12 protein-coding genes are annotated in these 18908 nt (G+C 73.7%); all 12 read right to left on the bottom strand.

What is annotated here, in order from left to right:
- Positions 1–84: 84 nt before the first annotated feature.
- The 12 genes from ACN27G_RS08070 to ACN27G_RS08015 all read right to left on the bottom strand — a co-directional run bounded on the left by ACN27G_RS08070 (position 85) and on the right by ACN27G_RS08015 (position 18860).
- Positions 85–1137, bottom strand: coding sequence for a tartrate dehydrogenase (locus ACN27G_RS08070; protein ID WP_421497270.1), 1053 nt, complete (start codon positions 1135–1137; stop codon positions 85–87).
- A 26-nt stretch (positions 1138–1163) separates the two neighbouring features.
- Complete coding sequence (locus ACN27G_RS08065; RefSeq protein WP_421492144.1) at positions 1164–2852, bottom strand: SLC13 family permease; 1689 nt, start codon at positions 2850–2852, stop codon at positions 1164–1166.
- Positions 2853–3040: 188 nt separating this feature from the next.
- Positions 3041–5557, bottom strand: coding sequence for an alkaline phosphatase D family protein (locus ACN27G_RS08060; RefSeq protein ID WP_421492143.1), 2517 nt, complete (start codon positions 5555–5557; stop codon positions 3041–3043).
- Between the two features lie 282 nt (positions 5558–5839).
- Positions 5840–8365 carry a DNA gyrase/topoisomerase IV subunit A gene (locus ACN27G_RS08055; protein WP_421492142.1) on the bottom strand — a complete coding sequence of 842 codons (2526 nt, stop codon included), beginning with the start codon at positions 8363–8365 and terminating at the stop codon, positions 5840–5842.
- 77 nt (positions 8366–8442) lie between these two features.
- Entirely contained in the window at positions 8443–10563 is a 2121-nt protein-coding gene (locus ACN27G_RS08050; protein WP_421497269.1) for a DNA gyrase/topoisomerase IV subunit B, read from the bottom strand.
- A 219-nt stretch (positions 10564–10782) separates the two neighbouring features.
- Complete coding sequence (locus tag ACN27G_RS08045; RefSeq protein WP_421497268.1) at positions 10783–11802, bottom strand: SDR family oxidoreductase; 1020 nt, start codon at positions 11800–11802, stop codon at positions 10783–10785.
- 196 nt (positions 11803–11998) lie between these two features.
- Positions 11999–12613, bottom strand: coding sequence for a GAF domain-containing protein (locus ACN27G_RS08040; protein ID WP_421492141.1), 615 nt, complete (start codon positions 12611–12613; stop codon positions 11999–12001).
- Positions 12606–13466: a S8 family peptidase gene (locus ACN27G_RS08035; RefSeq protein ID WP_421492140.1), complete on the bottom strand. Its 861-nt coding sequence runs from the start codon at positions 13464–13466 to the stop codon at positions 12606–12608. The genes ACN27G_RS08040 and ACN27G_RS08035 overlap by 8 nt, the downstream gene beginning before the upstream one ends.
- 14 nt (positions 13467–13480) lie before the next feature.
- Positions 13481–16702, bottom strand: a complete 3222-nt coding sequence (locus tag ACN27G_RS08030; RefSeq protein ID WP_421492139.1) for an adenylate/guanylate cyclase domain-containing protein — start codon at positions 16700–16702, stop codon at positions 13481–13483.
- 42 nt (positions 16703–16744) lie between these two features.
- Positions 16745–16945, bottom strand: a complete 201-nt coding sequence (locus tag ACN27G_RS08025) for an aroma-sacti cluster domain-containing protein (RefSeq protein ID WP_421492138.1) — start codon at positions 16943–16945, stop codon at positions 16745–16747.
- Positions 16942–17619 (bottom strand): iron-containing redox enzyme family protein, encoded by a 678-nt coding sequence (locus ACN27G_RS08020; protein ID WP_421492137.1) that lies wholly within the window; start codon positions 17617–17619, stop codon positions 16942–16944. The genes ACN27G_RS08025 and ACN27G_RS08020 overlap by 4 nt, the downstream gene beginning before the upstream one ends.
- The gene (locus ACN27G_RS08015; protein ID WP_421492136.1) at positions 17619–18860 is read right to left on the bottom strand and encodes a radical SAM protein; all 1242 of its coding nucleotides are present in this window, start codon (positions 18858–18860) and stop codon (positions 17619–17621) included. Before ACN27G_RS08015 ends, ACN27G_RS08020 begins: the two co-directional genes overlap by 1 nt.
- Positions 18861–18908: the final 48 nt, after the last annotated feature.

The following is an 18908-nucleotide window of genomic DNA, read 5'->3' as shown; positions in this document are numbered from 1 at the left end:
GCTGCCGACGGGCCGGTGATGCACCTGCTGGCAGGGTCGTGACATACGGAAGCGCCCCGGGGGGAGAGAACTCCCCGGTGTCCGTTACCGGAGTCGGTCGAGCAGGGCGTCGACCACCTCCCGGGTTGTGGCGGTGCCGCCCAGGTCCCGGGTGCGGGTCGCCGAATCGCGCAGGCAGGTCTCGATCGCCCCGACCACGTCGGCCGCCGCAGCCGGCGCACCCAGATGATCGAGCATCAGCGCCGCCGACCAGACCGCGCCGAGCGGGTTGGCGACGCCCTGACCGGCGATGTCCGGCGCCGAGCCGTGCACCGGCTCGAACATCGACGGGAAGGTCCCGGTCGGGTCCAGGTTGGCCGAGGGTGCGATCCCGATGCTGCCGGCCACCGCCGCGGCGAGGTCGCTGAGGATGTCCCCGAAGAGGTTCGATCCGACGATCACGTCGAACCGCTCCGGTTGCAGCACCAGCTTCGCCGCGAGCGCATCGATGTGCTCGGCGTCCCACCGCACGTCGGGATAGCCTGCGGCCCGCTCGGCGACGATCTCGTCCCAGAACGGCATCGTGTGCACGATCCCGTTCGACTTCGTCGCCGAGGTGACGTACGAGCGGCGGGTCCGGGCCAGTGTGAAGGCGTAGTCGACGATCCGGCTCACCCCGACCCGGGTGAAAACCGCCTCCTGCACCGCCAGCTCCGCCGGATCGCCCCGGTGCAGCCGGCCACCGATCTCGCTGTACTCCCCCTCCACGTTCTCCCGGACCACGACGAGATCGACCTCGCCCGGCCGGGCACCCCGGACCGGACTCTCCACTCCCGGTAAGACCCGGATCGGCCGCAGGTTGACGTACTGCCGGAACGTGCGGCGGATCGGGATCAGCAGCCCCCAGAGCGAGACGTGGTCGGCCACGCCCGGCCAGCCGACGGCGCCGAGCAGGATGGCGTCGGCCGGCCGCAGCCGGTCGAGGCCGTCGGGCGGCATCATCGCGCCCTCGGCCAGATAGCGCTGGCAGGACCAGTCGTACTCCTCGTACGCCAGCCGGAGCCCGTGCCGCCGGGCCACCGCGTCGAGCACCTGCCGGGCCGCCCCGGTCACCTCGACGCCGATGCCGTCGCCGGGGATCACCGCGATCCGCCGCACCTCCGAACCGGGCTCTCCGGGCGCCATCAGCCACCGAGCCCGACGAGCGCGATCATCAGCGGCAGGAGCAGCAGGATCAGGATCGCACCGAGGATGTCGAAGGAGAAGCCGGAGCGGATCATCCGGGTTATCGGCACGACGCCCGAGCCGTAGACGACCGCGTTCTGCGGTGTGGAGACCGGCAGCATGAAGCCGAACGAGGCCGCGAAGGTCGCCGCCAGCGCCGGCACGAACGGATCCACCCCGGCGGCCACCGCCACCGGGATGATGATCGGCACCACAACGGCGGCGGAGGCGGTGTTGCTGGTCGTCTCGGAGATGAGCACCGCCAGCACCACGGCGAAGGCGGTGATCGCGAAGGCGGTGCCCAGGCCGAGCAGGCCGGCGCTGCCCTCGCCGATCGTCTCGGCCAGGCCGCTGCCACTGAGCAGCGCGCCGAAGATGATGCCGGTGCCGAAGAGCAGGACCGTGCCCCAGTCGATCCGGGCCGCGTCGGACCAGTTCAGGGTGAACTCGCGGCTCCGCCAGTCGGTGGGGAGCAGGAAGAGCAGCGACGCACCGAGCACCGCCACGATCCCCTCGTTGAGCCGCCCGCCGATCAGGTCGTACTGACTGGAGTCGCTGCCCCAGATCAGCGCCACCACGCCGGGGGTGATCCAGAGGACGACCGTCACGGTGAAGGCGACCAGGGTGTTCCGCTCGGCCCGGGAGAGCGGGCCGAGGGCGGCCCGCTCGCTGGCGACGTACTCGGCGACACCCTCGATGCGGCGGATCTCGGGCCGGTTCAACAGCAGCAGCACCGCGGCGAGCGCGACGAACATCAGCGCACAGATCGGGGCGGCGACGACCATCCACTCGGCGAAGGAGATCCGCTCCCCGGTGGCCTCCTCGATCAGGTCCCGGCCGATCAGGTTCGGCGGGCTGCCGACCGGGGTGAGCAGGCCGCCGACGCTGGCGCCGTAGGCGAGCATCAGCATGAGCGCGACCCCGACCCGCAGCCGGGTGGGATCGAAGTCGGCGGCGGCGATGCCCCGTTCCTGCATCAGTTTGGCGATCACCGCGAGGATGCCGAGCGCGGTCGGCAGCAGCATCGCCACGGTCGCGGTGTTGGAGACGAAGGCGGAGAGCAGGGCGGTGATCAGCCCGAAGGTGACGACGACCCGGCCGGCGGTCCGGCCGACCCCGGGCAGCGACAGCATCCGGAACGCGAACCGGCGGGCCAGCCCGTGCTTGAGCATCGCCTGGGCGAGGATGAACGCCCCGATGAAGGTGAAGACCGTCGAGGAGCCGAAGGGTTCGAGCACCTCGCCGGCGGGCGCCACCCCGAGTACGACGACGGCGGCGACGCCGAGCAGCCCGCCGATCGGGATCGGCACCGGCTCGGTGAGCCAGAGCACGATGACGCCGAGCAGGATCCCGGCGAGGGTCTGCTGGTTGCCGGGCATGTCGAGCGGAAGCGCCAGGAAGACGACCGCGACGAGCGGGGCGAGCCAGAGGCCGGTGGTCCGGCGGCCCCGCTCGAACCGCTCCTCGGTCGGCGAGAGGCGCTGCTCGCCGAGACTCCGGTAGGTGCTCCCGCCGAGCAGCGCCTTCTCCACATCGGTCCTGACCGGCCCGCCGCCGGTGTCGTCGCGCTCGCTGGCCTCGCTGGTGTCGGTGCGCACGCTGGTGTCGTTGCGCTCGCTGGCGTCGCTGGTGTCGCTGGTGGTGGTCACGACGGCCTCCATCGATCTGCGTCGGTGCCGGATACAGGGGTAACTATCCCTCATTCCCACCGGACCGGCCGGTTAGGGCCGAATTCGGGCGCACCGTGTCGACAGTCGCCGACCGCTCAGACCACCCCCAGCACCGCGAATCAGACCGTCCCCAGCACCGCGAATCAGACCAGCCCCAGCACCGCGAATCAGACCGTCCCGAGCACCGCGAACGGGTCGGCCGCACCGCCGTTGTCGACCGCGACCATCCGACGCCGCAGCACGAAGGTTCCGCCCGGCTCCAGCGTCACCTGCCGCTGGCTCATCACCCAGTTGTAGGCGGCGTACGCGACGAAGCCGGCCTCGGTGTAACAGAGTCCGTAGGTCTGCCGGTCCGAGCCGGTCATCCCGATCCAGGGCGCGGCCGGCGGGTAGTCGGCCGGGGTGCTGCTGGTGATGGTGCCGTGCCCGGGCACACCGCTGCGCTGCCCGGCACCGTCGTGGTCGAGCGCGTCACCGGTCCAGAAGGTACGCGGCTCCGCCCCGCCGTTGCGGAAGACGGTCTCCACCATCACCCACGGCTCCCCCGGCCGGACGCTGTACGTGGTGACCACCGCGATCTCCGGCAGCTCCGTGCTGACCCCGGTGGCCCGTACGCTCGCCACCGGCCCGGCCGCGTCGAGCACCTCGACGCCGGTCGACCGGACGGTGCGCTGCTGCCAGGCGTTGCCGCCGCGCGGCTGGGCCGCCGAGGCGTACGGCAGGTTGATCCAGTCGAGCTGGTCGAGGTGCCCGACCGCCGCCACGTCGAGCGGCTTGCCGACGGTCACCCCGGCCAGTTGCGGGTCGTCGGTGCCGGCCGAGACGGCCATCGCCACCAGGTCGTTGCCGAGCACCAGGTCGGTGCCGGCGGCCGAGGACTGCGGCCCGGGGACGGTACGTCCGGTGCCGGCCCGGACCGCCGCCCGGGTCAGCCGCAGGTCGAGCCGGGTCGGCCGGCCGGCCCGGACGGCGACGCCCCGGCTGACCGGCTCGTAGCCGACCCCGTTCGCGGTCACCGTGTAGTCGCCGGGCGGTGCGAAGGCGAGCACCTCGCCGGCCGGGTCGGTGGTGCTGGCCACCAGCCGGCTGCCGTCGGCCCGGAAGACCGCCACCTCGACGTTCGGCAGCGCGTCGCCGGTGGCGCGGTCGGTGACCCGGCCGACGATGCCGTCCCCGGCGTCGATCCGGCGCGCACCCGGGATCCCGTCCCGCACCTCGAACGCCGCGACCGTGTACGCCGGCGAGGCGGCGTCCCGGGCGTCGAGCACGATCCGCAGGTCGGCCCGCCAGCGCCGCTCGGTGACGTCGCAGATCACGTACCCCCGGTAGCTGCCGTTGTAGAACTTCACGTGCGGGTTGGCGGCCAGCCCCGCCCGGACGTCGGCGTCCCAGCCCGCGCCCGACGAGATCGACGTGCCGACGAACTCGGTGGCGACGGTGCGGGAGCGCGGGTCGGCGAAGTCGGTCTTCAGGTCGTTCACCCAGTGGGTGTGCCAGTCTCCACTGAGGACGACCGGGTTGCCGATCCGGTGCCGGGCGACGAAGTCGAGGATCCGGGACCGGGCCGGCGGGTAGCCGTCCCACTGGTCCAGGTTGACGATCTGCCCCGGCCCGAGGTCGTAGTCGAAGGCGGCCATGATGGTCTGCTGGGCGATGACGTTCCACCGGGCCGTCGAGTGCCGCAGCCCGTCCAGCAGCCACTGCTCCTGCTCCGGGCCGGTCATCGTCCGGGCCGGGTCGAAGACCTCGCCGGTCGGTTCCTTGCGACCGTCGCCGAGGGCCTGGTCGCTGCGGTACTGCCGGGTGTCGAGCACGCTGAACCGGGCCAGCCGGCCGACGTCGAAACGGCGGTAGAGCACCATGTCCGGGCCGTCCGGCCGCTGCTCCGGGCGGAGCGGCAGGTGCTCGTGGTACGCCTGGTAGCCGTTCGCCCGCCGCTCCAGGAACGGCCGGCCGTCACCGGCGGAGCCGGCGACCGGACCGGCGTAGTTGTTCTGCACCTCGTGGTCGTCCCAGGTGACGAAGAACGGAAACCGGGCGTGCGCGGCGCGCAGGTCGGGCGAGGTCTTGTAGAGCGCGTGCAGCCGGCGGAACTCGGTCAGGCTGCCGTCGGTGGTCTCGTAGATGTAGTCGCCGAGGTGCACCACGAAGTCCAGCTCCTGCTCGGCCATGTCCCGGTAGGCCGGGTACGGGCCGCCGGCCCAGGACTGGCAGGAGGCGAAGGCGAACCGCAGGTGGTCGACCCGCGCGTACGGCGCCGGCATGGTCCGGGTCCGTCCGGTGCGGCTGGTCGCCTCGCCGACCCGGAAGCGGTACCAGTACCAGCGGTCCGGAAGCAGGTGGCGCACCACCACGTGCACCGAGTGGGCCGACTCGGGCAGCGCCGTCACCTCGCCGGCCCGGACCAGGTGCCGGAAGTCGGGGTCGCGGGCCACCTCCCAGCGCACCCGCACCGGCTCCGGTGCCATCCCGCCGTCGGCCGCGTTCAGCGGGTCCGGGGCGAGCCTGGTCCAGAGCACCACGCTGTCGTGGTCCGGTTCGCCGGAGGCGACCCCGAGGGTGAACGGCGCGGAATCCAGCTCCGCCGCGTACGCCTCGGGCAGTTCCGCGACGAGTTGTCCCACCGCCACGACCCCGGCGGCGCCGCCCGCGATCGTCAGGAACCGCCGCCTGCTGATGCTCATTGGATTGACGTCCATCGTTGCCACACCTGTCCCGATCACCGACGATGTCGCCGATCAGTGTGGACAGGCCGGCCGCCCGGCTCCTGAAGACCAGTTGAAGCCCGGCGGTACTCCGAATGGCGGATCGCCGGTCAGCCGGTCGGGCATCGACAGCCGAACGGGTGGCGGATCGTCGGTCGAGGGACGGCGGTGCGGGACGGCGGTGCGGGACGGCGGTGCGGGACGGCGGTGCGGGACGGCGGTGCGGCTCCGCCGCGTTCGATCGTCAGCCGCGTTCGATCGTCAGCCGCGTTCGATCAGGTGACCCACGGTGTCCGGGCCGAAGATCGCCACGCCGGAACCGTCCCGACGCCGGTCGGGCTCGGGCAGCGCCATCGGCTCGCCGCGCTTGCTGATGCCGACCGGTCGCGGCCCGATCCAGGCGACGACCAGCCGCGACTCGCCCTTGAGGAAGCGCTGCGCCCGGACGCCGCCGGTGGCCCGCCCCTTCGCCGGGTAGAGCGCGAACGGGGTGACCTTGACGCCGCTGCCGGTGGAGGTGACCACCATCGGCTCGCCCTGCTCCGGATCGTCGGTGCGGATCGCACCGAAGAAGACCACCTCGGCGCCGGAGCCGAGGTTGATCCCGGCCATGCCGCCGCCCTTCACCCCCTGCGGGCGGACCAGCGTCGCCGGGAAGCGCAGCAGCGAGGCGTCCGAGGCGACGAAGGCGAGCGCCTCCGCCCCGTCGGTGAGCCACGTCGCCCCGACCACCTCGTCACCGTCGCGCAGGCTGATCACCTCGAACTCGTCCGCCCGGACCGGCCACTCCGGGGCGCAGACCTTGACCACGCCCTGCCGGGTGCCGAGCGCCAGGCCCGGCGACCCGGCACCGCGCTCGCCGAGCGGCGCCAACCCGACCACCGTCTCGCCGGGCTCCAGGGAGACCAGCTCGGTGCTGGACATGCCGCCGGAGAGCGAGACCGTGCCCGCCTGCTCCGGCAGCACCGGCAGCGGCAGCACGTCGGTCTTGAACGCCCGCCCGGCGCTGGTCACCAGCAGCACCTGGCCGCGCGCGGTGGTGTGCACGACGGCGCGTACCGCGTCGTGCTTGGTCCGGCCGTTGCGCCGCCGCCCCTCGGCGGCCTCCTCGGACTCGGCGGCGGTCCGGGCGACCAGCCCGGTGGCCGAGAGGATCACCTGGCACGGGTCGTCGGCGACCTCCAGCGGCCCGGCCGGCGCCGACGCGGCCAGCACCTCCTTGAGGTCCCCGTCGATGAGCGTGGTACGCCGCCGCACCGCGAACTCGTCGACCACCGTGGCCAGCTCGTCGGAGACGACCCTGCGGAGCACCCGGTCGTCGTCGAGGATCTCGGTCAGCGCGGCGATCTCGTCGCGCAGCCGCTCCCGCTCGACCTCCAGCTCGATCCGGTCGAACTTGGTGAGCCGGCGCAGCGGGGTGTCCAGGATGTAGCTGGCCTGGATCTCGGAGAGCCCGAACTGGCTCATCAGGCCGTCCTTGGCGGCCTGCGCGTTCTCGCTGGCCCGGATCAGCCGGACCACCTCGTCGATGTCGAGCAGCGCCATCAGCAGTCCGTCGACCAGATGCAGCCGGTCGACCCGCTTCCGACGCCGGAACGTCGTACGCCGGGTCACCACCTCGTAGCGGTGCGCCAGGAAGACCTCCAGCAGGCGCTTGAGCCCGAGGGTCTGCGGCTGCCCGTCGACCAGGACGAGGTTGTTGACCCCGAAGGACTGCTCCATCGGGGTGAGCCGGTAGAGGTCGGCGAGGAGCGCCTGCGGGTTGACCCCGACCTTGCACTCGATCACCAGCCGGGTGCCGTTCTCCCGGTCGGTGAGGTCCTTGACGTCGGCGATGCCCTGGAGCCGGGCCGCCTGCCGTTGCCCCCTGCGCGGGCCGGAGGTGATCAGCTTGCCGCGTACCTCGTCGGTGATCGCCTCGATGATCTTCTCGGCGCCGATCCCGTACGGCAGCTCGACCACGGTGATCGCCTGCCGCCCCCGGCTCCCCTCCAGCGGGCCGGTCTCGACCCGGGCCCGCATCCGCACCACGCCCCGGCCGGTCTCGTACGCCTTGCGCACCTCGTCCAGGCCGAGCAGTTGGCCGCCGGTGGGCAGGTCGGGGCCGGGGACGAACTCCATCAGCTTGTCCAGGTCGGCGTCGGGGTGGTCGATCAGCCAGCGGGCCGCCGCGACCACCTCGCCGAGGTTGTGCGGGATCATGTTGGTGGCCATCCCGACCGCGATCCCGGAGGTGCCGTTGACCAGCAGGTTCGGGAAGGCGGCCGGCAGCACCGAGGGCTCGGTCAACGAGCCGTCGTAGTTGGGCTTGAAGTCGATGGTCCCCTCGCCCAGCTCGCCGACGAGCAGCATCGCCTCGCGGGACATCCGGGCCTCGGTGTAACGCGCGGCGGCCGGTCCGTCGTCCGGGGACCCGAAGTTTCCATGCCCGTCGATCAGTGGGGCGTTCAGCGAGAAGTCCTGGGCCAACCGGACCATCGCGTCGTAGATCGCCGTGTCGCCGTGCGGATGGTACTTACCCATCACGTCGCCGACGACCCGGGCCGACTTCACGTGCGCCCGGTCGGGCCGGTGCCCCTGCTCGTTCATGGAGTAGAGGATGCGTCGGTGCACCGGCTTGAGGCCGTCGCGCGCGTCCGGGAGCGCGCGGGAGTGGATCACCGAGAAGGCGTACTCCAGGTAGGAGTCCTCGACCTCGGTGGCCAGTGGGTTGTCGAGGACCCGGGCCCCCGCCTGGTCGAAGGCGGAGAGGTCGACCTTCGGTCCCTTGCCCGTACGGCGTGCCATGGCGTGACGTGCTCACTTTCCTCGCTGGCCGGTGCACCGGCCGCTGTCGTACCCGCTTCTGGGGTCCACCCGGCGGGTCAGGCGTCGATCGCCTCCTGGTCGACCCGGCTCGCCGAGTCGATCAGCCAGTTCTTCCGGGGCTCGACCTTCTCGCCCATCAGCAGTTCGAGGACCTGCTCGGCCGCCTCGACGTCGTCCAGGGTGATCCGCCGGACCATCCGGCTGGCCGGGTTCATCGTGGTCTCCCAGAGCTCGTCGGCGTCCATCTCACCGAGCCCCTTGAACCGGGGAATCGGGGTGACCACCTGCCGGCCCGCCTTCTCCAGCCGGCCGACCGTGGCCTCCATCTCGGTCTGGGTGTAGGTGTAGTGGGTCTCCGGGTTCTTACCCTTGGTGCTCACCTTGTGCAGCGGCGGCACCGCCGCGTAGAGCCGGCCCGCCTCGATCACCGGACGCATGTACTTGGCGAAGAGGGTGATCAGCAGGGTCCGGATGTGCGAGCCGTCGACGTCGGCGTCCGCCATGATCAGGATGCGGCCGTAGCGGAGCGAGCCCAGGTCGAAGGTACGCCCCGAGCCGGCACCGAGCACCTGGACGATCGCCGAGCACTCGACGTTGTCCAGCACCTGCTGGAGGCTGGCCTTCTGGACGTTGAGGATCTTGCCCCGGATCGGCAGCAGCGCCTGGTATTCGCTGGAGCGGGCCAGCCGGGCGGTGCCGAGCGCGCTGTCGCCCTCGACGATGAAGAGCTCGCTGCGCTCCACCCCGGTCGAGCGGCAGTCGACCAGCTTCGGCGGCATCGCCGCGCCCTCCAGCGCGGTCTTGCGCCGGGCGGCGTCCTTCTGCTGCTTCTGGGTGAGCCGGACCCGGGCCGCGTCGACGATCTTCTGCAGCACCGTCCGCGCCTCGGCCCGGGTCCTACGATCCTCCAGCCAGGCCCGGATGTGCTGCTCGACGACGGCCTGCACCACCTTGGTCACCGGGGCGGTGGAGAGCTCGTCCTTGGTCTGGGAGGTGAACTGCGGCTCCGGGATCCGGACGTGCACCACCGCCGTGATGCCCTCCAGGATGTCGTCCAGGACCGGCGCGTCCTCCTTCGGCTTGAGCAGCCCGCGCGCGTTGCGGATCGCGTCGACCAGGGCCCTGGTGGCCCCCCGCTCGAAGCCCTTGCGGTGGGTGCCGCCGTGCACGTTGCGGATGGTGTTGGTGAAGCACTCGACGGTGCGGTCGTAACCGGTGCCCCAGCGGAACGCCACCTCGACCTCGGCGCGGCGCTCCACGTTGCTCCGCATCACGCCGTTGGCGTCGGCGGCGTTCTCCCGGTAGGTGCCCTCCCCGCCGACCAGCAGCGTGCCGGAGACCGGCTTGTCTCCGGCCGGAGCCAGGAAGTCGACCATGTCGGCCAGGCCGTTCGGGAAGTGGAACGTCTCCGCGCTGATCGCCCCGCCGGTGGCGTCGCGCAGCACGTAGGTCACCCCGGGCACCAGGAACGCGGTGTGCCGCAGCTTGGTGCGGACCGCATCGACGTCGAGCGCGGCGCCGGCCTCGAAGTAGCGCGCGTCGTGCCAGTAGCGGATGGAGGTGCCGGTGGACTCGCCCCGCTTGACCTTGCCGAGCAGGCGCAACCCGGGGTGCGGCGTGAAGGCGGCCCCGGCGCCGGAGCCGTCGAACGTCCCCGGCACGCCGTGCTGGAACGACATCTGGTGGACCCTGCCGTCCCGGCGGACCGTCACGTCGAAGCGCCGGGAGAGGGCGTTGACCGCCGAGGCGCCGACCCCGTGCAGGCCGCCGGAGGTCTTGTAGCCGGAGTTGCCGAACTTGCCCCCGGCGTGCAGCCGGGTCAGCACCAGCTCGACGCCGGAGAGCCCCGACTTGGCGTGCACGTCGGTCGGGATGCCCCGGCCGTCGTCGTCGACCTGCACCGAGCCGTCGGCGTGCAGGGTGACCTCGACCCGGGTCGCGTGACCGGCGACACCCTCGTCGGTGGAGTTGTCCACGATCTCGTTGAGCAGGTGACCCACGCCACGGCCGTCGGTGGAGCCGATGTACATGCCGGGGCGCTTGCGGACCGCGTCCAGACCCTCCAGGTGGGTGAGGTCGTCGGCTCCGTACAGGATGTCAGGCTGTGCAGTCAACGAGGTGAACTCCCAGGGTTGCCGGTCGTGCGCCGCTGGTCGGCGGGGCTGGCGCCGGGGCAGGCGGGCCCCACACCGGTAGCGAGCGTACCCACTGCCGGCGCCGGGGGCCGGCAGCGCCCGGCCCGACCGGGCCGCGTGGCGAGGAACATCACCCGATTGTCGCCTCCGGGTACGACAGGAGTCACCCCGAGGCCACCCGGGCCCGGACAGCCGCGACGGCTGGTACGGCCGGTACCGCCGGTGCCGGTGTGCTCCCTGGTGCGGCCGGGCAGCCCGGGGTCAGCCTTCCGAGCCGGTCGCCGCGAGGTCGCGGATCCGGTACGCCTCGACGAGCCGGTCGTGCAGCGCGTCCAGCCGCGCGTCGACCCGCTGCCGGGCCGGGTCGGCGTCGTACCAGTCGACGATCTCCCGGGCACCCCGCGCGAACGGCACGGTCGCCACGAAGTCCGGCACCAGCCGGCGCAGCTTGGTGTTGTCGAAGACCATCGAGTGGGCCTTGTCGCCGAGGAGCGCGGCACCCCACGCCGGATCCGCCGCCGCGATCACGTCCGAGGGCACGTGCACGATCCGGGCCGGGACCCCGGCCGCGGCGGCGAGCGTCTCGGCGATCTGGTTCCAGGTGAGCACCTCGTCGGAGGTGATGTGGAAGGTGTCCCCGACGGCGGCGGGATGCCCGAGCAGCGGCACCAGGCCACGGGCGAAGTCGCTGTGGTGGGTGAGTGTCCACAGTGATGTGCCGTCGCCGTGCACGACGATCTCCCGGCCCCGGCGCATCCGGTCGACCACGGTCCACCCGCCGTCGAACGGCACCAGGGTGCGGTCGTAGGTGTGCGACGGCCGGACGATCGTGGCCGGAAAGGCGTCCTCGCGGTACGCCCGGACGAGCAGCTCCTCGCAGGCGATCTTGTCGCGCGAGTACTGCCAGTACGGGTTGCGCAGCGGCGTCGACTCGACGATCGGCAACCGGGCCGGCGGGGTCTGGTAGGCGGACGCCGAGCTGATGAAGACGTACTGGCCGGCCCGGTCCCGGAACAGCTCGATTCCGGTCCGGACGTGTGTCGGGGTGAAGGCGATCCAGTCGACCACGGCATCGAACTCGCGGTTGCCGAGTGCGGTTCTCACCGCGTCCGGATCGCGGATGTCGGCGCGCAGCACGGTGACCCCGGCCGGCAGCGGTCGCCGGGTGGTGCTGCCCCGGTTGAGCACCGTCAGGTCGATGCCGTGCGCGACGGCGAGCTGGGAGCAGGCGGAGCTGATGACCCCGCTGCCGCCGACGAAGAGAACCCTGCGAGCGCTGATGGTGTTACCCCCTGACCTCCGGCGAGGCTGCGCGGCCCCGGCACCCGGGCTACCGCTCCCGGCGGGCTGCCAGTATGGCCGCCGAGCCGGCAGGCCACAATCTCGGCCGCCCGCGACCAGCCCGCCCCAGGGCCCGGCCCGACCCAGGGCCCGGCCCGACCCAGGGCCCGGCCCGACCGACGGCCAGCGGACATGGTCAACCGGTGACGGCGGGCGCCGGTTGGTCCAGCATGCCCTGGAGACAGCGCACCAGGTGCAGGGCCGCCTCGCGGCCGGCCGGATCGAGCCCTGCGGGCGGCGTGGCCGGCCGGGCGGGCATGCTTTCCATGACCACCCGCAGCGCCGCGGCGGCCTGCCGGGCGAAGAGCGACAGCAGTTCCAGCTCCGGCAGGCTGGACCGGGACTGCGGCGCCGGGTCGAGCACCTCCAGCACGCCGAGGACGCGACCGCCGTGCACCAGGGGCGCCGCCATCAGCGAGTCGGGCACGTACCGGGTCGTCTCCGCCAACTGGCGCGCGAAGGTGGCGTTGCGCGACAGGTCGTTGACCACCATGGCGTCGCCGGAGGCGACGACCCAGCCGGCGATCCCCTCCGAGGCCGGGAAGCGGCGCCCGACCAGGAAACCCTCGCCCCGGCCGGAGACCGCCTGGAAGACCAGCGCGTGGGCCGGCTCGTCGAGCAGGAAGACCGAGCTGGCCTGCGCGCCGAAGATGGCCCGCGCCACGTCCACCACCGACTGGAGCAGCTCCGCCGGAAGGGAACCCCCGTCCACGGCGGACGCGGATCCGGTTTCGTAGCTGGTGTCATGCATGGTTACCTCCGATGTCGTCACTGCCGCCGCTCACCGGGACGGTGACGTTCGCGGCCGACAGGTAGAGAGCGTTCTTCAGCTGGAACGTGGTCATCAGGGGGTGTTTGGACAGGATGTTGGCGCAGCGCCCGGCGATGTGCGGGGTGGCGTAGCTGTTGCCGGTGCTGCGGATGGTCGTGCCGCCGAGCCAGGCGACCTCGATGTTCTGCCCGGGCGCGAAGAACTCGACCGGCGGCAGGGGGTTGTAGAGGAACAGCTCCGGGTCGTCCTCCAGGTGGCTGCCGACCGAGATGACCGAGGAGAACCGCCAGGGAAAGCTCTCGACCGGGGTGTTGTGCGCCGAGGCGACGATCACCGAGCGGTGGAAGTACGCCTCGTCCGCGAGCGCCCGCAGCTCCTCCAGGAACCGGGCGCGGGTGGTCGAGAGGCTCAGGTTGATCACATCGAAGCGCTGCCGCACCGCCCACCGCAGCCCGGCGAGCAGCATCGCGCCGGAGCCGGTGGCATTCGGGCCCAGGACCCGCAGGCTGTGCAGCTCGCAGTCGGGCGCGATCCGGCGGATGATGCCGGCGCAGGCCGTGCCGTGCCCGCAGGCGTCGCCGCCGGAGGTCTCCTCGACGGTGTAGCCGCCGGTGCCGTCCTCGACCACGGCCATGGCGCTGGCGACCGGACCGACGAGCGGGTGGTCCGGCTCCACCCCGGAGTCGACGACGCAGACCCGCACCGCCCGCCCGGTGGCGCCGCCCCACGCCCAGTCGGGCGTCACCCGCTCTCCGTCGGCGACCACCCCGATCTCCGCCGGTTGCTTGCCCACCAGCCACCAGGTGAGCGGGGGCCGTACCGTCGCTGCCATCTTTCCTCCCGACATCAGGGCGCCTGCACTGCCCGTTCGGCGCCGAGCCCGGCGGCCAGCCGCAGCGCCCGGTCCGCGCCGGCCCGGTACCCCTTCGCCTCGAACCGCCGCCGGGCCCGTCCGGCGGCCTCGACGGCGGCCGTGGACCGGCCCAGCAGGCGCAGCGTCTCCGCCTGGTCGAGCGCGGCGACCGCCTGCACGAGCGGCGAGTCCGTGCCATCGGCCGTCGCGACCGCACCGGCCGCGAGTGCGGTCGCCTCCGGGTCCGCCCCGCGTACCGCCGCGAGCCGGGCACGCAGCCCGTCGAGGTCGGCCCGGTCGGCGCGGGGCAGCGTCGCGCCTCCGTCGATCGCGGCGAGCCGGCCGGCGGCCTCGACGGGACGACCCAGGTCGAGCAGGAGTCGGGCCGACTCCCGGGCGATCACCCCGAGCTGGCCGGCGGCGAGCCGCCGGGCCGCCTCCGCGGCCCGTTCCAGCTCGCGGAGCGCGTCAGCGCGGCGGTCGACGGCCACCTCGACCGCCGCCGCGAAGATCGGCAGCACCACCTCGCGCTCGGCGTAGCCGAGGTCCCGGGCCAGCCGGCCCGCCTCGGCCAGGCACTCGCGCGCGCCGTCGGGCTGGCCGTCGAGGGCGAGCAGCACCGCCAGCGGGCAGTTGAGCGTCACCCGGGCCATCGGCCGTAGCCCGCCGTGCTCGCGCAGCAGTGCACGGCAGCGGTGGACAGCGGCCGGTACCGGTGTCGGACCACGCCACAGCGAGATCCCGACGGCGCCGAGCGCGAGGGCCCGCTCGGGCTCCGCCTCGCTGCGGACCGCGTGCCCGAGCCCGAGCCGGAGCAGCGCCACCGCGTCGGCGTGCCGGCCCTGCACCTGCCGCGCCTGCGCCATCCGGATCCGGGCGCGTGCCTGGCCCAGTTCGTCACCGGCGTCCCGGAAGACCGGCAGCGTCGACCGGGCCAGCCTCGCGGTCTCCTCGGCCGGCGTACCGTCCGCGACCGCCAGCGACAGCCGCGCGTGGGCGGCCTCCACCGGGTCGGCGTCGCCGGCGAGCACCTCGCGCAGCAGCTCCCGGCCGGGTCCGCCGGCACCGGCGGCGAGCCGGACCTCGCCGAGCCGCCGGAGGACGCCCGCCCGGTCCGGCTCACCGGTGCGGAGCAGGTCGCGGGCGCGGGCGAGCAGGTCCTCGGCCCAGGCGAGGTCCGACCGGGTGAGCGCGGCGGCACCGGCGGCACCGAGGAGGTCGGCGGCGCGGCGGCGGAGCGCCTCGGTGGCCGGGCCGGTCTGGGCGAGGTCGACGCGGAGCCGGTACGCCCGCTCCAGATGCCCGGCGACCGCGGCGGCCGGCGCCCGCTCGGCCGCGAGCACTTCGGCGGCGGCCTGGTGCCGCTCGGCCCGGGTGCGCTTGGCCATCGCCTGGTAGGCGGCGTCCCGGATCAGCCCGTTGCTGAACCGGAACACGACCCCGCCACCGTCGGAGGCTGCGAACCCGCCGCCGTCGGACGCTGCGAACCCGCCGCCGTCGGACGCTGCGACCCCGCCGCCGTCGGACGCTGCGACCCCGCCGCCGTCGGACGCTGCGATCGGGCCGGCAGCGTGCGTCGCCGGCAGGTTGTCGTCGGGGGTCGTGATCTCGACCATCCGGCGCCGCACCAGGCGGGCCAGGGCCGGTCCGGCGGGTCCGGCGTCCGGGGCCAGCGCGGTGACCTGCCGGGCGGAGAACTCGCGGCCCCAGACGGCGGCGGACTCCAGCGCCGCCCGGTCCGCCGGGTCCAACGCGTCGAGACGGGCGCCGAGCAGCGCCTGGAGGGTGTGCGGCAGCTCGCCGTTCGCCGGGTCCGGCTGTGCCCGGCCGGTTTCCGCCGCCGCGGCGAAGAGCTGTTCCAGGTAGAGCGGGTTCCCGCCGGCCAGCTCCGGAAGCCGCGCGGTGCCGGGTGCGGCGTGGGCGCTGACCTCCGCCAGGGTCGCGGAGACCGCCGCGGCCTCGACGGCGCTCAGGCCCGCCAGCTGCACCGTGTCGGCCCGACGCGCCCAGTCCGGCCGGCGCTCGAGCAGCTCGTGCCGGGCCAGGCAGGCGAAGATCACGGCGCCGGCCGTTCCGGCGGCGAGCCGGTCGACCAGGTCGAGCAGCGGGTCGGTGGCCCACTGACAGTCGTCGAGGACCAGCACCACCGGGCGGCCCCGGCCCAGCCCGGTCAGCAGTTGGGCCAGGGCCGCGCAGGTGGCGTCGAGGGAGTGCCCGGGCGTGCCGTCGCGGAGCAGGCCGGCGTCGAGGACCGCCAGCGCACTGGCGTCACCGGTACGCCCCGACGGTCCGGCCAGCAACTGGTGCACCGCCTCGGCCAGCGGCGCGAGGCTGCCGTGCTCGCCGTACGGGCGGCAGCGCCCCGCACCGTGCACCGCCCGCCGCCCAACCCGGTCCAGCCAGACCCGCAGCAACCGGGTCTTGCCGATCCCCGGGTCCCCGTAGACCGTCACCAGGCGTGGCGCACGGCTCGCCGCGACCTCGTCGAGCACCCGGTCGAGCGTGCCGAGTTCCCGGTCCCGCCCGACGAACGGCACGTCGAACCGGCGCCGCAGCTCGGGCGCGTCGTCGCCGAGCGCGTAGAGCCGGAAGGCGGCGACCGGCTCGCGTACCCCCTTGACCTGGAACGGGCCGACCGCCTCGACCTGCGCCGCCCGGCCGACCGCCGCCCGGGTCAGCGGTCCGATCAGGATCTCGCCCTCACCGGCGTGCTGTTGCAGCCGGGCGGCGACGTTCACGGCGCGCCCGGAGACCAGCGCCTGCCGGGTGGAGATCTCGGTGCCGGCCACCACCGGCCCGGTGTGCACGCCGATCCTGACCCGCAGCCGCACGCCGAGCGCGGGCTCGATCTCGGCGTTGAGCGCCGCCAGCGCCTCCCGCATCCCGAGGGTGGCGGCGACGGCCCGGCTCGCGTCGTCCTCGTGCATCACCGGTACGCCGAAGACCGCCATCACCGCGTCCCCGATGTACTTCTCCACGGTGCCGCCGTAGCGCTCGATCTGCTCCCGCATGGCCGCGAAGTAGCGCAGCGTCACCACGCGCAGCGTCTCCGGGTCGAGCGCCTCGGAGAGGGCGGTGGAGCCGACGAGGTCGCAGAAGACGACCGTCACCAGCTTCCGCTCGGCGGCGGGGGTGGCCGGCGCGACCGGGGAACCGCAGGACGGGCAGAAGCGCGCGTCGGGCGGCGTACCCGCGTCGCAGGAGGCGCAGTTCATGGTGCTTCCCCTCGTGCGTCGTGCCTCGTGCCGCCGGCGGGCTCAGAAGAGCGCCGCGCCGGCGATCTCGCTGTGCGCGACGACGTCCGGACCGACCTCGTCGAGCCGGCTCTTGATGCCGATCAGCAGGTCGACCTCTGCGGCCGTGAGGCCGTCGAGCACCTCCCGCTGTTCCGGGGTCAACTGCTCGACCGGGAAGCCGTTCGAGGCGAGCACCTCCAACGGCTGTCGTCGTGCGGTCACCGGGCACCGTCCTTCCGAGTCCGTGCGATGTGTGCGAAGAGCCTCATCAGCCCCTCGGCGGTGCAGAGACCGCTGACCGCGATCGCGGTGGTCTGGTCGGGGGTCAGCGGAAGGGAGTCGATCAGGTCGTAGACCGCCCGGGTGTGTGCGGTGTCGAGCGCGGCGTGGTCGCGTACGGTCCGCAGCGCCGTCTCGGGCAGTCCCGCCGACTCCACCAGGCGGGCGACCAGACCCACGTGCGGCGCGTTCCCCTCCATCACGGCGATGTAGCCGAGCAGGGCGACCGGATGGTGGTGGAGGACCCAGTAGTACTGGGCACCGACCAGCCGGGCGACGGCGGGCGGTGGTGGCGCCGAGGCCAGCGGCCCGACCGCGTGGCCCAGCGCGGCGAGGTCGTCCAGCAGCCAGTCGTCGTGCCCGCGTTCCTCGATGACGTGCCGCAGCAGGTAGGTGCGCAGCGGCGCGGCGACCGGGTCGTCGGGGCGCTCGGCGCAGCGCCGGGCGGCGAGTTCCATCAGCGGCACCGAGGCCCGGATCACCCCGTGCATGGCGCGGAGATACTCCGGATAGCGTTCGCGCAGCCCCGGGAGCTGCCACACCTGGGCGGCCGCCGCCTCCAGCGCGGGCATCGCCTGCCCGAACGTGGTACGCAGCCGAAACGCGGAGCCGATCATCAGGCCACCTCCCGGCGCTGGCCGCCGCCGCTCGACCCGGCCCGGTCGCGGGTAGGGCCGGCGGGCGGCGTGATCAGGTGGGCGTACCGGGCGCAGGCGTGGCGCCGCAGGTAGACGACCGGCCCGGCCTCCGCCTGCATTCGCGCCGCCCGCCGGTCGAGCAGTTCCCCGGCCGGGCCGGCGGCGATCCGTTCCGCCGTGGCGAGCGCGCCGGGCCGCTCGCCGAGCCGCCGGCAGCTCCCGCAGTAGCCCGGTCGGTCCGGCGCGGTGCCGCTGTCGGCACCGGCACCGGCACCCGGCGTCGCCCCGGCCGGGGACGGGGCGGCGGCCGGGGCGGCCCGGTCCGGGGCGGCCGGGGAATGGGCGTCCCACAGATAGTGCGGGCCGGTGGTGCGCAGCATCCGGAGCACCGGCGAGCCGAGCGCCCGGTCCCGGACGGCGGCCCAGTCGTCGACCGCGACGTGCCCGAGGCGCAGGTGCGCGGGGACCGGGCGACGGTCCACGGTGTCCTGGTTGCAGCAGGCGACGACGGTGCCGTCCCCGGCAACGACCGGCCAGGCCGCCATCGAGCACGGCAGCACCCGCCGGTCCGGCGCGGCAGAGTTGGCCGGCACGGCTCCGGCGGCCCGCCCGATCGGACGGATCGTGTTGACCAGCATCGGCACCCGGTCCGCGAACGCGCGGGCGGTGGCGGCGACGAGGTCGGCCAGATACGGGTCGTCGGGTCCGTTGCCCGCCGCGTGCACGCTGACCGGCACACCGATGTCGAGCAGGTGCCGCAGCAGCCGGAACACCGAGGTCCGGGGCACCTCTCGCTCGTGGAACGCGTCGACGCTGACCGACACGTGGTCGACCGCGAGCACGGCCGTGCGGATCCGGTCCGGGAGCCGCCCGTCGCGGGCGAAGAAGGCCCCGGTGAGGACGGCGCTGCGGGTGCCGGCGCGGCGGGCGGTCCCGGCCAGTTCGGCGACGAGCGCGGGGCGGAGCATCGGCTCGCCGCCGGTCATCAGCAGCACCTCCGGCCGGACCGGGAAGGTGCCGTCGGCGACGAGTGCCGGCCCGGCCGTCGGGGAGTCGAACGACCCGACGAACCGGCGCAGGTGTGCCGCCGCCGGGTCCCTGCCGTCCATGTTCGCCGAGGACGAGCAGTGTGCGCAGGTCATCGGGCAGCGCGGCGTCACGGTCAGCAGGAGGCCGGCGCAGGGCACCGGGCGAGCCGCGACCAGCTCGGCGAGTTCCATCGTCGACACCTCCTCGGGGCGGGTCAGTGGGCGATCGGCGGGGATCGG

The organism is Plantactinospora sp. WMMB334 (assembly GCF_049179095.1).
In the GTDB taxonomy this organism is placed as follows: Bacteria; Actinomycetota; Actinomycetes; order Mycobacteriales; family Micromonosporaceae; genus Plantactinospora.
The sequence above is the reverse complement of the archived record's forward strand: the minus strand, read 5'-3'. Positions and strand labels throughout refer to the sequence as shown.

What these genes read in the sequence shown, in the direction of transcription:
- ACN27G_RS08060 (WP_421492143.1), bottom strand. Translation starts at nt 5,557, where the DNA reads ATGAGCATCAGCAGGCGGCGGTTCCTGACGATCGCGGGCGGCGCCGCC.
- ACN27G_RS08055 (WP_421492142.1), bottom strand. Translation starts at nt 8,365, where the DNA reads ATGGCACGCCGTACGGGCAAGGGACCGAAGGTCGACCTCTCCGCCTTC.
- ACN27G_RS08040 (WP_421492141.1), bottom strand. Translation starts at nt 12,613, where the DNA reads ATGCATGACACCAGCTACGAAACCGGATCCGCGTCCGCCGTGGACGGG.
- ACN27G_RS08035 (WP_421492140.1), bottom strand. Translation starts at nt 13,466, where the DNA reads ATGGCAGCGACGGTACGGCCCCCGCTCACCTGGTGGCTGGTGGGCAAG.
- ACN27G_RS08030 (WP_421492139.1), bottom strand. Translation starts at nt 16,702, where the DNA reads ATGAACTGCGCCTCCTGCGACGCGGGTACGCCGCCCGACGCGCGCTTC.
- ACN27G_RS08020 (WP_421492137.1), bottom strand. Translation starts at nt 17,619, where the DNA reads ATGATCGGCTCCGCGTTTCGGCTGCGTACCACGTTCGGGCAGGCGATG.
- ACN27G_RS08015 (WP_421492136.1), bottom strand. Translation starts at nt 18,860, where the DNA reads ATGGAACTCGCCGAGCTGGTCGCGGCTCGCCCGGTGCCCTGCGCCGGC.